The following is a 15057-nucleotide window of genomic DNA, read 5'->3' on the forward strand; positions in this document are numbered from 1 at the left end:
ATAGGGAAATGCGCTAGCCCCGCAACATGATCCGAGAAACCATCCGCATGCCGACACGCGAGGGCGTCATCGCCGCTGCGCATAGCATCGCCGCGATCCTGCCCCCCACCCCGCTGCTGCCGGTGGAGATCGGCGGGGTGCGCTGCCATGCGAAGGCCGAGACGCTGCAGCCGGTGGGCGCGTTCAAGATTCGCGGCGGCTGGTGGCGGCTCTCGAACCTGACGCCCGAGGAGCGGCAACGCGGAGTGGTCGCGGTGTCGAGCGGCAATCATGCGCAAGGGGTCGCCTGGGCGGCGCGGCGGCTGGGCATTCCCGCCGCCATCGTGATGCCGCGCAATGCGCCGCGGGTGAAGCTCGAGGCGACCAAGGCGCTGGGCGCCGAAATCATCCTCTACGAGCGCCCCGGCGAGGATCGCGACGAGGTCGCCGCACGCGAGGTCGAGCGCCGCGGCGCGGTGCTGGTCCATGCCTTCGGCGACCCCTGGGTGATCGAAGGCCAGGGCAGCGCCGGGATCGAGATTGCCGCGCAATTGGGCGGCGAGCCCTCGCGGATCGTCGTCTGCTGCGGCGGCGGAGGGCTGGCGGCGGGGCTGGCGCTCGCCTGCCCCGACAGCGCGGTGGTGCCGGTCGAGCCCGAGGGCTGGGACATGGTCGGGCAGGCGCTTGCCAGCCGCGAAATCGTGTCCGTCGGCGCCAATCCGCCCGCGACCATCTGCGATGCGCTCCAGCCCGATGCCACCAAGCCGATCAATCTGGCGGTGCTGCAGGACCGCGCCGAGCCGGGAGTCACCGTCACCGACGAGGAGGTTCGCGCGGCTCAGCGCTTCGCCTTTGCCACGCTGCGGCTGGTGGTCGAACCGGGTGGCGCGGCGGCGCTGGCGGCGGCGCTGGCCGGCAAGGTCAAGCTCGACGAGCGCAGCGTGGTGATGCTGACCGGGGGCAACACAGATGCGGCCAGCTTCGCCGCGACGATTACCGGGACCGGCGCGCCGCCATCGCGCGTTTGACAATCTTCTGCCTCGCCCTAGTTTCGCGGGCAACAGGGAGAATACTCAATGCAAGCTCAAATGCTCGCGCCGGCCGCCGTGCTGGTGCTCTGGTCGCTCGTCATGTTGTTCTGGATGGCGTTTACCCGTCTGCCTGCGATGAAGGGCCTTGGCGGCGGATTGAAGGACGCCAAGCCCGGTGGCCGCGGGCAGGATCTCGATGGCGTCATCCCCGACAAGGTCCAGTGGAAGGCGCATAATTACGCGCATCTGATGGAACAGCCGACCATCTTCTACCCCACCGCGCTGATCCTGGCGGTCATGGGCGCGGGCGCAATGGATGTGGTGCTGGCGTGGATCTATGTCGCGCTGCGGATCGTCCATTCGGTCTATCAGGCGACGGTCAATGTGGTGAATATCCGCTTCCTGTTCTTCATGCTTTCCACCTTCGCGCTGCTGGTTCTGGCGGTGCGCGCGGTGATGGCGACGCTGCTGTTCGACCCGGGTCTCGCGCCCAGCTGATGGCCCAATCGATGGCCTAATTGACGGAGAATACCATGAACGAGTCCGCCATCCTCCAGCCGGTCGTTGTGCTGCTGGCCTGGACCATGATCATGTGGGTGTGGATGTACGCCACCCGCCTGCCCGCGATGACCAAGGCCGGGCTCGCACCCAACGACGCGCGCGCGACCGGCGTGCTCGACGAGCGGCTGCCCGCGCATGTCCAGTGGAAGGCGCACAATTACAACCATCTGCACGAGCAGCCGACCGTGTTCTACGCGGTCTGCCTGCTGCTCGCGATGGTCGGCTGGGGCGACGGGTTCAACGCGGTTCTGGCCTGGGCCTATGTCGGCATCAGGGTGCTGCACTCTCTGGTCCAGGCGACGGTCAATGCGGTCGCGGTGCGCTTCGTGCTGTTCGCCCTATCGAGCCTGGTGCTGATCGCGCTCGTCTTCCACGCCGCGATCTGGGCCTTCGACATCCACTTCTAGCCGGTCACTTCGCTAGAAGGATCACTCCGCCGCCACCTGCTGCGGAGCGTGGGCGTGACCGTCGGTATCGATCTCGAGGTTGGCGAGAAACCGCTCGGCGTCCAGCGCAGCCATGCAGCCCATCCCTGCGGCGGTCACCGCCTGGCGATAGACGTGGTCGGTCACATCGCCGGCCGCGAAGACGCCGGGCACTTCGGTCTTGGGGGTGCCGGGTTCGACCAGCAGATAGCCGCCATCATCCATCGGCAGCTTGCCCTTGAATAGCTCGGTCGCGGGTGAATGGCCGATTGCGACAAAGGCGCCATCGACCTTCAGCTCGCTCGCCGAGCCGTCGACGGTATCGCGCAGATTGAGGTGGGTCAGCCCGCCCGCGAGCGGATCGCCTGCGAAGCTGTCGACCGCCTTGTTCCACAGCACCGAAATCTTGGGGTGGTTGAGTAGCCGCTCCTGCAGGATCTTCTCGGCGCGAAGCGAATCGCGGCGGTGGACCAGCGTGACATTGTCCGAATGGTTGGTGAGGTAGAGCGCTTCCTCGACCGCGGTGTTGCCGCCGCCGATCACCGCGACGGTCTTGCCGCGGTAGAAGAACCCGTCGCAGGTGGCGCAGGCCGAAACGCCCTTGCCGCCCAGCTCCTGTTCGCCCGGCGCGCCCAGCCATTTGGCCTGCGCCCCGGTAGCGATCACCAGCGCATCGCCGATATATTCGTCGCCGCTGTCGCCAATCGCACGGAACGGCGAGCCGCCTGCCAGATCGACCTCGACGATGGTGTCCCACATCATCTTGGTGCCGACATGCTCGGCCTGCGCCTGCATCTCCTCCATCAGCCAGGGGCCCTGCACCACGTCGCGAAAGCCGGGATAGTTCTCGACATCGGTGGTGATCGTCAGCTGGCCGCCGGGCTGGAGCCCCTGCACCACGATCGGCTCCATCATCGCGCGCGCGCCATAGATCGCGGCGGAATAGCCCGCGGGGCCGGAGCCGATGATGAGCAGTTTGGTGCGGTGGGTGGCCATGGAAAGTCTCTCAGGGATTGTGTCGATGAAGCGGCTATATGGGGAGCGGTTGCGCCGCTGTCACGCCACCAGCCGCGACTGCAGCCGTTCGCGCATCGCCTCGTCCACACCTATGATGCTTTCGAGATAGGCATCGAGCGAACCGTGCTTGCGCGCCACCTCCTCGCGATAGGTCGCGAGATAGTCCTCATGCACCTCGAGCAGCGCGCGGATGGCGGGTTCCTCGAGCTTGCGGCCCAGCCGCTGCTCTATGCCGGGGATCGACTGTTCGCGCAGCACCGATAGCGTGGGCGCCGCATTGGTGCGCAAAAACTCGGCGAGCTGGTCCTCCTCGCTGGCGCCCAGCACATGGAGCAGCAACATCGCCGCCACCCCGGTGCGATCCTTGCCCGCGAAGCAATGCACCAGGCTGGCGCCGTCGCGCTCGTCCAGCGCGCGGAAATAGCGCCCGAACATCGCGATCATCGCCGGATTGCGCGGCATGCGGGTATAGACCGCGATCATCCGCTGGCGCGCGAATTCCTCGGTGGTGGTGCTCGCATCGACATCCATATGCGGCGGGCTCGAACTCGTCTCGCCATCGTGGGCGATCACTTCGCCGGCAAAGCCCTCGGCGCGGCGGCAGGGGTTGCGCTCGCGCTCCGATGTGCCGCGCAGGTCGATCACGGTGCGGATATCGAGCGCGGCAATGGCGGCGAGATCGGCATCGCTGGCGCCGACATGCTGGCCCGAGCGGTAGAGCAGCCCGCTGCGGACATGCCCCCCGCCGGCGACCTGCCAGCCGCCGTAATCGCGGAAATTGTGAATGCCCTCGGTGGGGACGAATGGTTCGCGAATCATGCGTCGCAGCGTGGCAGCGCCGGGCGCTGGCAACAAGCGCAGTCTATTCGTTGAGGTCACCTTGCGCGGGCACGAGGATCAGCGTCTGTCCCTCGACCCGCCAGCCCGCGAGCCGCGATAGGACGTTCATGCCGAGCACATTGGTCTGGCCCAGATTGGGGGCGATGATGACGTCGATCCCGCTGGCCTCGATGTTACCGAAGCTCAGCGTGTCGGCGGTGGAGATCTGCGCGTTGATCGCGCCATTGGCGGTGGTTATCCGCACCGGGATGCCCCCGGTCCGCGCGGCGAGGCCCGCGCGATCGGCGACCTCCTGCGAGACCGCGGTCACCGTGGCCCCGGTATCGACGAGGAAACTGGCGGGCACCCCGTTGAGCTGCGCGTTGAGCCAGTAATGCCCGTCGGGCGAGAGCGGAATGCGCGTCTCGCCTCCTTCGACCACCTGCGCAGGCAGGCCAAGCTGCGGCACCGCGAGGTCGATGCGCGTATCGAAGCGCGACAGCTGGAGGACCACGGTGATCAGGATCGCGCCCAGCGCCAGCGTGCTCAGCGTGCGGACAACGCGCCCGGCGGGCACCCGGCGATGCACCATCACCGCGCCGATCCAGCCGCCAACCATTGCTACGATCGCGGCGATCAGCAGTTCGAAGCGGGGGATCGAGCGCACGATATCGGCGGTCGCATCGAAGGCTGGGGCGAAGTCCATCACCGCGATATAGGAACGCGACCCCTGCAGGTCCATGAACCGCTGCGCCTCGCCGCGACGGGAGAAGCGATCACTCGAATGTGGCGATCATCCGATCGGCCAGCTCGCGCCCGGAAATCCACGCGCTTTCGATGCGCGGGGCAAGCAGCCAGTCTCCCGCCAGACCCAGGCCCAGCGATGCGTCCCACAGCGCGGGTTCGCCCGCGACCGGCTGCGCCTTCGCATAGAGCCAGCGATGCGCGGCGAGATAGCTTGGCTGCGCTGGCGCGATGGCATTCTCGGCGAAGAAGGCAGCGAGCAGTTCCGTGGCGATTTGTTCGGGCGGTTCGTCGAGATGGTCGCGCGTCCATTGCGGCGAGGCCTGGAGGACCCAGCTCTCACTGCCGCTGCGGCCCGGCTTGGCGCCATCGCGCGCCGCCCATGCCACGCCTTCGCCGGTCGTGATCGTATCGGCGAGCGGCAGGGTTAGCGCGAAACAGGCCATCACCGTCCAGCATGGCTCCGACGTCGTCCGCTCGGCGCGATCGGCAAACTCCGCCGAGAAGGGCGCCGCCAGCGGCCCCGCCTGCTCGGCTGGAACGGCGATGACGACGCTGGTGTAGCCGGAGTGCGCGCCCTCCCCGCCATGCAGCACCCACTGCCCCGCGACCCGCTCGAGACGGTCGATGCGCGTCGCCCAGCGGACATCGAGCCCTTCGGCCATGGCACGGACGGGTTCGTTCATTCCGGGAACGCCAACCAGAGCCTCGGCGCCCGCCGAGGGCCAGGGCGCGACCCTGCCCGCTGCCCGCCATGCCGTAACCTCGGATCGGAACCGCTCGTCGCGCGCGGTAAAATATTGCGCCCCGTGGTCGAAACGCAACTCGCGCCCGTCCACCTCGACGCGCCGGGTCGACATGCGCCCACCGGGCCCGCGCCCCTTGTCGAAGATGTCCGCGGCCACCCCGGCCTGCGCCAGCGCCCGCGCGCAGGACAGCCCGGCCATCCCCGCCCCGATGATCGCAACCTTCATCGCAGAATCACAGCGTCAGGGTGCCTTGCGCGGGTCGGTCGCCTCGGCGAGGATCAGCGAGAAGCGCTCCTCGCCGTCGAGCCAGCGGTTGCGCGGCGACCAGCCGGCGGCATGGAGCAGCATGTCGGCGCTGCGGTGGGTGAACTTGTGGCTGTTCTCGGTATGGATCGTCTCGCCCGCCGCCAGCGAGAACGACTCGCCGGAAACTTTGAATTCGATATCGCGGGTGGCTTCGAGATGCATCTCGACGCGGGCATAGGCATCGTTCCAGCGGGCGACATGGCGCAGGCTTTCGATGGGAATGGTGCCCTCGAGCTCGCGATTGATCCGCCGCGCGAGATTGAGGTTGAATTCGCCCGTCACCCCGCCGGCATCGTCATAGGCGGCTTCCAGCACCGCCGTATCCTTGACCAGATCCATACCGATCAGCAGAAGCGGCTGCACCCCGTGATCCGCCTGCAGCGTGAGCCGCATCGAACGCAGCAGTTCGACCGCGGTCCAGGCGACCATATTGCCGATGGTCGATCCGGGGAAGAAACCGAGCTTGGGGGTGCGCTCCACCGCGGCTGGCAGCGTGACCTCGCTCATGAAATCGGCCTCGACCGGATAGACCGGCAGACCGGGGAACTTGGCAGACAGCTCCGCTGCCGCCTGGCGCAGGAAATCGCCCGCGATGTCGAGCGGGACATAGGAGGACGGCGCGATCGCATCGAGCAGCAGCGGGGTCTTGACCGAGCTGCCCGAGCCGAACTCGACCACCGCACGCCCCGGCCCGACCGCCGCAGCAATCTCTTCGGCGCGCGCGGTGAGAATCTCGGTCTCGGCGCGGGTGGGATAGTATTCTGGGACCTGGGTAATATCCTCGAACAATTGCGAGCCGGCATCGTCGTAGAGCCAGCGCGCGGGGATCGCCTTGCGCGATGCGCGCAGACCCTCGAGCACATCGGCGCGAAACGCGCGGTCGATCCCGGCCTCGTCGCGGTCGACGAGGGTTATTGCTTCGCTGGTTGTCATCACAGATCCCTGGCGAGGCGCAGGCCGGTGAACTGCCAGCGCTGGTGGGGGTAGAAGAAGTTGCGGTAGCTGGCGCGCGAATGGCCGCGCGCGGTGGCGCAGCTGGCACCCTTGAGGACGAACTGCCCGCTCATGAACTTGCCGTTGTATTCGCCCACCGCGCCCGGCGCGGGCTGGAACCGCGGGTAGGGCAAATAGCCCGAGCGGGTGAACTGCCAACAATCGCCGAACAGGCTTTCGCTGCCGTGCGGGTGGGCGGGGCCCGCCCTGTCGAGCTGGTTGCCCGCGGCGGGATCATGCGCCGCGCCCTCGCCTTCCTGCCCGCGAGCGATCGCTTCCCATTCGCCCTCGGTCGGCAGCCGCTCGCCCGCCCAGCTGGCGAAGGCATCGGCCTCGAAATAGGAGATATGCGTGACCGGAGCATCGGGGTTGCGGGGTTGCCAGCCGGCGAGCGTGAACTGCTCCTCGTCGCGCCAGTAGAGCGGCGCGGAGACGCCCTTGTCCTTCACCCAGCCCCAGCCGTCCGACAGCCACAGCGTCGCTGTCTCGTAGCCGCCATCGGCGATGAAGGCGTCCCATTCGCGATTGGTGACCAGCTGCCGGGCGAGCGCAAAGGGTTCGAGCAGAGTGCGATGCGCGGGGCCTTCATTGTCGAAGGCGAAACCCTCCTCCTGATGACCGATCCGGGCGATGCCCCCGGGGTGGCGGTGCCAGAGGTCGTCGGAGGGCGCGGATGGAGCCTCGCCGCTGTCCAATGCGTCGGCATCCCACATCGCCGGACCAAGCGGGTTCTGGAACAGCGCGTGCTTGATATCGGTCAACAGCAATTCCTGGTGCTGCTGTTCATGCGCGACACCCAGCGCGATCAGCTCGGCATGCTTCGGATCCTCGAGTAGCCCCTCCATCGCCGCGCTGACATGCGCGCGATAGGCCAGCACCTCGTCGAGCGAGGGGCGCGACAGCATCCCGCGCGCGAACCGCGCGATCCTCTCGCCCTCGGTCTCGTAATAGGAATTGTGGATGAACGCCCAGCGCTCGTCGAACAGCGCATAGTCCGCGCCATGTTCGCGCAGCAGAAAGGTTTCCCAGAACCAGGTGGTGTGCGCCAGATGCCATTTGGCGGGGGAAGCGTCGGCCATCGACTGGATCGTCGCGTCGGCATCGGACAGCGGCGCGGCCAGCGCTTCGCTGAGCGCGCGCGTAGCCCGAAACCGCTCGGCGAGCCCGAGCGAAGGCGCGAAGACGGATCTAGGCTGCAACTGAGTCACGGTCAGACCCCCTCGAAAATGCGACTGCTATTGGACGGCGAGCGAGCCTCACAATGACGAGAAACCGCCGTTTCCGAAAGGGGTTCCGCGAAAAACCTTTCCGGCACCGATGTTAAGGCGACGATTTCGCGACCAGCCGCTCAGGCCGCGTCGGCCCGGCGAACCTGCGCCTCGGCGTTGAGCATTTCCGCCAGCAGGAAGGCGAGTTCGAGCGATTGCGCGGCGTTGAGGCGCGGGTCGCAGTGCGTGTGATAGCGATCGCCCAAAGCCTCGTCGGTGATCGCCACCGCGCCGCCGACGCATTCGGTCACGTCCTGCCCGGTCATCTCGACATGGATTCCTCCGGGATGCGTGCCCTCGGCGCGATGAACCGCGAAGAAGCCCTTAACCTCGCTCAGGATGCGGTCGAAGGGCCGCGTCTTGAAGCCGCTGTCCGCCTTGACGACATTGCCGTGCATCGGGTCGCAGCTCCACACCACCGGATGGCCTTCGCGGGTTGCGGCGCGCACCAGCGGCGGCAGGCCCTTTTCCACCTTGTCGTGGCCGAAGCGGCTGATCAGCGTGATCCGCCCGGGCTCGCGCTTGGGATTGAGCGTGTCGAGCAGCCGGAGCAGCGCCTCGGGCTCGAGGTTCGGCCCGCATTTGAGGCCCAGCGGATTGCCGATACCGCGCGCGAATTCGACATGCGCGCTGCCCTCGAAGCGGGTGCGGTCGCCGATCCAGACCATATGGGCGCTGGTGTCGTACCAGTCGCCGGTGAGCGAATCGCGGCGCGTCATAACCTGCTCGTAGGGCAGCAGCAGCGCCTCGTGGCTGGTGTAGAAGGTGGTGCGCTGCAATTGCGGCATGGTGTGCGGATCGATCCCGCAGGCTTCCATGAAATCGAGCGATTCGCCGATCCGGTCGGCGATATCGGCGAATTTGTCGGCCCACGGGCTGCGCCCCATGAAGTCGAGCGTCCACTGGTGGACCTGCCGCAGATTGGCATAGCCGCCGCCCGCGAAGGCGCGCAGCAGGTTGAGCGTGGCGGCGGCCTGCGAATAGGCGCGCACCATGCGCTGGGGATCGTTGCGCCGGGTGTCGGGGTCGAATTCTATCCCGTTGATGTTGTCGCCAAGATAGCTCGGCAGCGTGACGTCGCCCTGCGTCTCGGTGGGCGACGAGCGCGGTTTGGCGAATTGCCCGGCCATCCGCCCGACCTTCACCACCGGATGCTTGCTGGCAAAGGTCAGCACCACCGCCATCTGCAGGATCACGCGGAAGGTGTCGCGGATGTTGTCGGGGTGGAATTCGGCGAAGCTCTCGGCGCAATCGCCGCCCTGCAGAAGGAAGGACTCCCCAGCCGCAACCTGCGCCAGATCTGCCTTGAGCGCGCGCGCCTCGCCGGCAAAGACCAGCGGCGGATGTGAGGTGAGCGTCTCCTGCGCGGCGGACAGCGCGCTGGCGTCTTCGTAGTGCGGCAAATGCCGCGCCTCGAATTGCGTCCAGCTGTCGGGCGTCCACGCCTGCGTCATCATCGGTCCATTCATTCGCCACACGGCAGTATCGCCGTCGCACTTGCGCAATTATCGCAAGCGTAGGCGACGTTATGACGCAAGCATGTTTTGCTTGGCCAGCGCAAAAACCCGATTGCCGAGATCGGGATTAGTGGCTCCGCCTCAGCGTCCCTGCATCAGTGCCGGGGCGCTCGAGGGACGGATTTCCTCCGCGAGCTGCGCGCCCTCGGGGATCACCGCTAGCCGCCAGCCGTCGCGACCGCCGAAATATTTCTGCGCCAGTTGCATCATCGCCTCGGGCGTGGTCCGCGAATAATCGGTCAGCAGCGAGCGCAGCAGCGCGATCCGGCGCGGATCGACGGTCGAAGCCTCAAGCTGGTAGAGCCAGAACAGATTGCCGCTCGAGGCGCGCGAGATCGACTGGCGCAGCGGCTCGGTCACCCGCGCCAGCTCGTCCTCGGCCGGGGGCGTGGTGGCGAGCTCATCGGCGATCCGCTCCGCTTCCTGGAAGAAAATCGGGACGTCCTCGGGCTGCAGTTGCGCCAGCGCGCTGATCCGCCCGCCGCTCTCGATGTCGCTCGGCCATTCGGACCGCACGATCGGCGCGTAGCTGGCCCCCGCCCGCTCGCGCATCGCGTCGAACAGCCGGTTGTTGAACAGCTGGACGAGGATTTCGAGCTGGCGCGATTCGCGCAAGCCAGCGACCCCGCCGCCGCTCGGCCAGGCGATCACCGCCGCCGCCTGGTTGGCATCGCCGCGATGATAGCGGACGATCGTTTCCTCCTCCTCGGGGAAGGAGGGGACGCGCGCCGCGATTTCCGCAGCGAGGTCGCCGCGTGGTTCGAGAGCGCCGAAGGTGCTCGCCAGCGCCGCCACCGCCTCGTCGCGCTCGAAATCGCCGAAGATCAGCACCTCGATCGGACCTTGCGCCAGCAACGGCTCCCAGAAGGCGCGGAAGCCCTCGGGGTCGGTCGCGGCAAGCGCAGCCAGGTCTGGAGTCGCGAAGCGCGCATCGCCATCGCGCAGCAGCGCGTCGAGGTCGCGGTTGAGCACGCCCGCCGGGCTGGTGGCATAGCTTTCATAGGCCAGCCGCGCCGCGGCCTGCGCGCGCAGAACCGGGTTCGGATCCCAGCGCGGCTGATCGAGCTTGGCGGCGAAGAGATAGAGCTGGTCGGCGAGATCCTCGGCGCGGGTCTGCGCGAAGAAGGTGAAGGCGCCTTCGTCGACCGCGAAGTCGAAACCCATCTTGCGCCCGGTGCTGATACGGTCGAGCTCTTCCTCGCCCAATTCGCCGATGCCCGAGCCGATCAGCGCCATCTCGCCGAGCCGGACATAGGCGGCCTGGTCCGGATCGATCGAGCGATAGCCGCCGCCGAAACGAAGCTTGACCGAGACGCGGCCCGGCTCTGCATTGTTGGCCCACAACAGCGCCTTGACGCCATTGGCGAAATCGACGCGTTCGACATCGAGCACGCCGATCGGACCAGCCCGGACCACTTCACCCGCTTCGCCGATGGGCGGCAGTTCGTCGAAAGCGATCGTTGCGGCGGTGAGCCGGGCACTGCCATCGGGCTCGACCGGAGCAGCGAGAGCGGCGCGCAGCTGCTCGGCGCTCGCCTCGCCTGCGGCAGGCGTGACATAGGCCGCGCGGATCACCGGCCCCGCGAACAGCGCGCGGGTGTGGTCGAGGATCTGCTGCGGGGTAATCGCATCCTTCATCCCGCGGAACACCTCGAGCACGGTCTCGGGCGCCGCGACCGCCTCGCGGATATCGACCGCCTGGACGATATCGTCGGCCAGCCGCCCGCCCGCCATCACCGAGCGTTCAGCGACGGAGCTTTCGAAGACCTGTTCGAATTCGGCGATCTCGCGATCGATTTCCTCCTCGGTAGGCGCGGTGGCGAGCGCATCGGCAATGACGCCGCGAACATCGCCGAGCGCGGTTTCCCAGTCTTCGCTGAGCGGCGCAAGGCTGACGAAGGTAGCATCGGTCGAGCGGCTGATATCGTCCTGCCGGACCTGCGCGTAGAGATAGCTGCCACCGGCGCGGGCGCGCGATTCCAGCCGCCGGTTGATCAGCGCCTGCGCCAGCGAATCGCGCAGGAGGCCCTGATTGTAGACGATGGTGTCCTGCACCGGGCGCCACGGGCGCAGCACCGCATAGGTCAGGCTGCGCGGCAGATCGGGCTCGACGATCGCCACGGTTTCGCCGACCGGATTGGCCGGATCGGTGGCGGGAGGCGCGACGGGGTCGCCGAAATCGGGGGCCGGGGTCAGTTCGCCGCGTCCTTCCCAGTCGCCGAACTTCGCTTCGATCTGCGCGGCGAGCAGCATCGGATCGACATCGCCGACCGCGACGATCACGGTATTCTCGGGCCGGTACCAGCGGCGGTGGAAGGCGTTGACGCTCTTGCCGGTGGCGGCTTGCAGCGTTTCGACTGTGCCGATGGGATTGCGCGATGCAAGCCGCTGGCCGGCGAACAGCGTGGCACGACTCGCGTCCGCGCTGCGTTGCGCCGCGCCGCCGCGTTCGCGCATCTCGGCAAGGATGATCGGCACTTCGGCACCGACGGTGACATCGCTGAGCACCGGTTCGCGGACCATGCCCGAGAGCAGCTTCATGCTCTCCTCGAGCTTGGCCTCATCGATATTGGGCAGGTCGAGCTTGTAGACCGTGTGGGTCGGGCTGGTCTCGGCATTGGTGTCGCTGCCGAAGGTGGCGCCCAGCCGTTGCCAGGTCGGGATCGCCTCGGAGGTGCCGAGATATTTGCTCTCGCGGAACAGCAGGTGTTCGAGCAGGTGGGCATAGCCGAGTTCGCTCTCGGCCTCGTGCAGCGAGCCGGCATCGATGCGGACCCGGATCGAGGCCTGGTCGGGCGGCACGCCGTTGCGGCGCACCGCGTAGCGCAGGCCATTGTCCATCTCGCCGAACAGCCATTCCTCGTCGCGCGGCACATCGCTGCCGCGATAGATCCACGGCACTTCGTCGCCGGTCTGCAGCGCTGTCGGCGCCGGAGCGGGAGCGGGAGCGGGAAGCGATAGCGGCGCCGCGATCTCCTGCGCCAGCACGGGGTGCACGGCGAAAAGAGCGATCGGGGCGAGAAGTGCTAGGCGCCGGGCGGCACGCGCGAAAATGGTCATGCGCCGCTTATAGGGCGCGTATGGGTGAAGCGATAGTGAACGCGAAGGCGAGAACTGGTGCCTTGCCCCGGTCGGGTGCGCACCCTACATCGCAAGGCATGTTCATAGAGACCGAAACAACGCCCAATCCGGCAAGCCTGAAATTCCTCCCCGGCCAGCAGGTGATGAGCCAGGGCACGCGCGAATTCGCCGATCCCGAAGCCGCCGAGGCCAGCCCTCTGGCGCAGGCGATTTTCGACACCGGCGAGGTCGTGAACGTCTTCTTCGGCAGCGATTTCATCTCGGTGACCGCAGCCCCCGGGGTCGACTGGAATGCGCTCAAGCCGCAGGTGCTTTCGATCCTGCTCGACCATTTCGTTTCCGAGGCCCCGCTGTTCGCGCCCGGCACCGCCGGCGCAATCGCGGTCCCCCCCGAAGGCGGCGAGTTGCTTGTCGAGGAAAGTGCCGAGGACGCGGATATCGTCGCGCAGATCAACGAATTGCTCGACACCCGCGTGCGTCCTGCGGTGGCGGGCGATGGCGGCGACATCCAGTATCGCGGCTTTAAGGACGGGATAGTCTTCCTCACGCTGCAGGGCGCCTGCTCGGGCTGCCCCTCCTCCTCCGCGACGCTCAAGCACGGCATCGAAGGCCTGTTGAAACATTACGTCCCGGAGGTCATCGAAGTCCGCGCGGCCTGATTTCGACCAGACTTTCCCAGCAAGACACAGGACTTCCATGCCCCAGCAGTTCCACGACCATGCGCTGTCCGCCGACGCGCTCGACCAGATCTTTCGCGAAGCGCGCAGCTACAATGGCTGGCTCGACAGGCCGGTGAGCGACGATCAGCTCCATGCAATCTACGAGCTGATGAAAATGGGTCCGACCTCGGCCAACATGCAGCCCGCGCGGATCGTGTGGGTGAAATCGCAGGAACAGAAGGACAAGCTCGCCGCGCTGGCTCTGGAAGCCAATGCTGACAAGATCCGCGCCGCTCCCGTTACCGCTATCATCGGCTACGACATCGATTTCCACGAGGAACTGCCATGGCTGTTCCCGCACACCGACGCCAAGAGCTGGTTCGAGGGCGACGAGGCAGGCCGGATCGAAGGTGCCAAGCGCAACTCCGCGCTGCAGGGTGCCTATATGATCATCGCCGCGCGCGCGCTCGGGCTCGATTGCGGGCCGATGTCCGGCGTCGATCTCGACGGCGTCACCAAGGCCTTCTTCGCCGACCAGCCGCGTCACCGCGCCGACTGGATCTGTTCGATCGGCTATGGCGACCCGACCAGCATCTTCGAGCGCAGCCCGCGTCCCGATTTCGACAAATTCACCCGGATCGTCTGAGGTCTGCCGCTTGATGCGCGCGCAAGGCTGAGGCATCGCACACGGATGCGAACGCTCGCGATCGAATGCGCCACCGAAGCCTGCTCCGTCGCCCTGTTCGAGGGTGCGGATGATGGCGTGCAACTGCTCGACCGTCGCCATGAGATCATCGGGCGCGGCCATGCCGAACGGCTGGTGCCGATGATTGCCGAACTGGCCGCTCGCGGGCGGGCGGATCGCATCCTGGTGTCGCTCGGCCCCGGCAGCTTCACCGGAACGCGGATCGGGCTGGCAACGGCGCGCGCGCTGGGAATTGCCTGGGGTTCGCAAGTATCGGGTTTCCCGACGCTCGCGCTGGTCGCCGCGACGGCTCGGTCCGTTCTCGATGCCAGCGATTCGGCGCTGCTGGTGGCGATGAGCGGCGGCCATGGCGAATACTTCGTCCAGCCCTTCGATGCTCGAGGGCTGCCGCTGGCTGACCACGCTTCGCTGGCCCCGGATGCCGCCGCCGGTTTCTCCGACACACCCCTGGTCGCAGGCAGCAAGGCGAAAGAATTGGTGGCGCTGCGCGGCAGCGGCGAGGCGCTCAACCTGCTGCCCGATGCGAGCTACGCCATCGCCCTTCCCCTCTCACTGCTCACCGTCCGCCTCGCGCCGATCTACGGCCGACCGCCGGATGCAAAACTCCCGGCATGACGCAGGAAGAGACGATTGACGCCATCATGCTGGTCATGGACCGGGCGTTCGATCCGTTCTGGAGAGAAGCCTGGAACCGACAGCAGGTTGCGGACAGTTTCGCGCTCTCCACGACCCATGCACTGCTGCTCGATGCACAGGGAAATATCGCTCAAGAGACCGGGGACGCGATCGGTTTCGTGTTATCGCGTCTGGTGCTGGATGAAGAGGAATTGCTGCTGGTCGCCATCATGCCCGAATATCGTGGTCGGCAACTGGGCAAGCGCCTTATCGAATATTCCGCTGCGGCCTCGCGCAACAGGGGCGCCACCCGGATGTTTCTTGAAATGCGCGCCAACAATCCGGCCGAACGGATTTACCGCGCCGCCGGCTTCGAGCGCATCGGAATCCGAAAGGATTACTACCGCACCGCCGACGGCCAGAAACTCGACGCGATCACTTTCGGCAAAGACTTAACCAATTGATCGATCCGTTTGTGGAGTATTACTTGAAATTCCTCCCACTGGAGTTGCAATCGCAATCCGATCGGTTCATGGGCCGCCGCACAAGCCTCGACAACAAGAGGCCAAAACAACCAGACCGGATCG

General features: G+C 66.8%; 15 protein-coding genes. 7 read left to right on the forward strand and 8 right to left on the reverse strand.

From position 1 onward, the window contains the following. The first annotated feature begins 26 nt into the window (after positions 1-26). From ACWIKC_RS09050 to ACWIKC_RS09060, 3 genes are read left to right on the forward strand one after another with little or no spacing between them, the layout of a single operon-like run. On the forward strand, positions 27-1007 hold the full coding sequence (locus ACWIKC_RS09050; protein ID WP_454597178.1) for a threonine ammonia-lyase: 981 nt from the start codon (positions 27-29) through the stop codon (positions 1005-1007). Positions 1008-1055: 48 nt separating this feature from the next. Further along, positions 1056-1508 carry an MAPEG family protein gene (locus tag ACWIKC_RS09055; protein WP_454597179.1) on the forward strand — a complete coding sequence of 151 codons (453 nt, stop codon included), beginning with the start codon at positions 1056-1058 and terminating at the stop codon, positions 1506-1508. Positions 1509-1543: 35 nt separating this feature from the next. Then, complete coding sequence (locus tag ACWIKC_RS09060) at positions 1544-1978, forward strand: MAPEG family protein (protein ID WP_454597180.1); 435 nt, start codon at positions 1544-1546, stop codon at positions 1976-1978. A 21-nt stretch (positions 1979-1999) separates the two neighbouring features. Here the strand turns inward: ACWIKC_RS09060 and trxB are convergent, their stop codons facing one another. From trxB to ACWIKC_RS09100, 8 genes are all read right to left on the reverse strand, one after another. Then, the gene (trxB, locus tag ACWIKC_RS09065; RefSeq protein WP_454597181.1) at positions 2000-2992 is read right to left on the reverse strand and encodes a thioredoxin-disulfide reductase; all 993 of its coding nucleotides are present in this window, start codon (positions 2990-2992) and stop codon (positions 2000-2002) included. 60 nt (positions 2993-3052) lie between these two features. Further along, a complete protein-coding gene (locus tag ACWIKC_RS09070) occupies positions 3053-3832 on the reverse strand; it encodes a tyrosine-protein phosphatase (protein WP_454597182.1) in 780 nt (259 codons plus the stop codon). 43 nt (positions 3833-3875) lie between these two features. Continuing rightward, the gene (locus ACWIKC_RS09075; protein ID WP_454597183.1) at positions 3876-4574 is read right to left on the reverse strand and encodes a retropepsin-like aspartic protease family protein; all 699 of its coding nucleotides are present in this window, start codon (positions 4572-4574) and stop codon (positions 3876-3878) included. A 34-nt stretch (positions 4575-4608) separates the two neighbouring features. Continuing rightward, on the reverse strand, positions 4609-5550 hold the full coding sequence (locus tag ACWIKC_RS09080) for an NAD(P)/FAD-dependent oxidoreductase (protein WP_454597184.1): 942 nt from the start codon (positions 5548-5550) through the stop codon (positions 4609-4611). Positions 5551-5565: 15 nt separating this feature from the next. Further along, positions 5566-6564 (reverse strand): L-histidine N(alpha)-methyltransferase, encoded by a 999-nt coding sequence (egtD, locus tag ACWIKC_RS09085; RefSeq protein ID WP_454597185.1) that lies wholly within the window; start codon positions 6562-6564, stop codon positions 5566-5568. Then, on the reverse strand, positions 6564-7823 hold the full coding sequence (gene egtB, locus ACWIKC_RS09090) for an ergothioneine biosynthesis protein EgtB (RefSeq protein WP_454599473.1): 1260 nt from the start codon (positions 7821-7823) through the stop codon (positions 6564-6566). The genes egtD and egtB overlap by 1 nt, the downstream gene beginning before the upstream one ends. Positions 7824-7972: 149 nt before the next feature. Further along, positions 7973-9346 (reverse strand): class II 3-deoxy-7-phosphoheptulonate synthase, encoded by a 1374-nt coding sequence (locus ACWIKC_RS09095; RefSeq protein ID WP_454599474.1) that lies wholly within the window; start codon positions 9344-9346, stop codon positions 7973-7975. A 144-nt stretch (positions 9347-9490) separates the two neighbouring features. Continuing rightward, positions 9491-12469: a M16 family metallopeptidase gene (locus ACWIKC_RS09100; RefSeq protein ID WP_454597186.1), complete on the reverse strand. Its 2979-nt coding sequence runs from the start codon at positions 12467-12469 to the stop codon at positions 9491-9493. Positions 12470-12567: 98 nt separating this feature from the next. Here ACWIKC_RS09100 and ACWIKC_RS09105 point away from each other — a divergent pair, with 98 nt between their 5' ends. The 4 genes from ACWIKC_RS09105 to ACWIKC_RS09120 are packed head-to-tail and all read left to right on the forward strand — an operon-like array spanning position 12568 to position 14934. Next, positions 12568-13149, forward strand: a complete 582-nt coding sequence (locus tag ACWIKC_RS09105) for a NifU family protein (protein ID WP_454597187.1) — start codon at positions 12568-12570, stop codon at positions 13147-13149. Between the two features lie 37 nt (positions 13150-13186). Next, positions 13187-13795, forward strand: a complete 609-nt coding sequence (locus ACWIKC_RS09110) for a malonic semialdehyde reductase (RefSeq protein ID WP_454597188.1) — start codon at positions 13187-13189, stop codon at positions 13793-13795. Between the two features lie 45 nt (positions 13796-13840). Next, on the forward strand, positions 13841-14470 hold the full coding sequence (gene tsaB, locus ACWIKC_RS09115; protein WP_454597189.1) for a tRNA (adenosine(37)-N6)-threonylcarbamoyltransferase complex dimerization subunit type 1 TsaB: 630 nt from the start codon (positions 13841-13843) through the stop codon (positions 14468-14470). After that, on the forward strand, positions 14467-14934 hold the full coding sequence (locus tag ACWIKC_RS09120) for a GNAT family N-acetyltransferase (protein WP_454597190.1): 468 nt from the start codon (positions 14467-14469) through the stop codon (positions 14932-14934). Before tsaB ends, ACWIKC_RS09120 begins: the two co-directional genes overlap by 4 nt. The last annotated feature ends 123 nt before the right edge of the window (positions 14935-15057 follow it).

The sequence above is a fragment of the Qipengyuania sp. SM2507 genome, assembly GCF_053714505.1.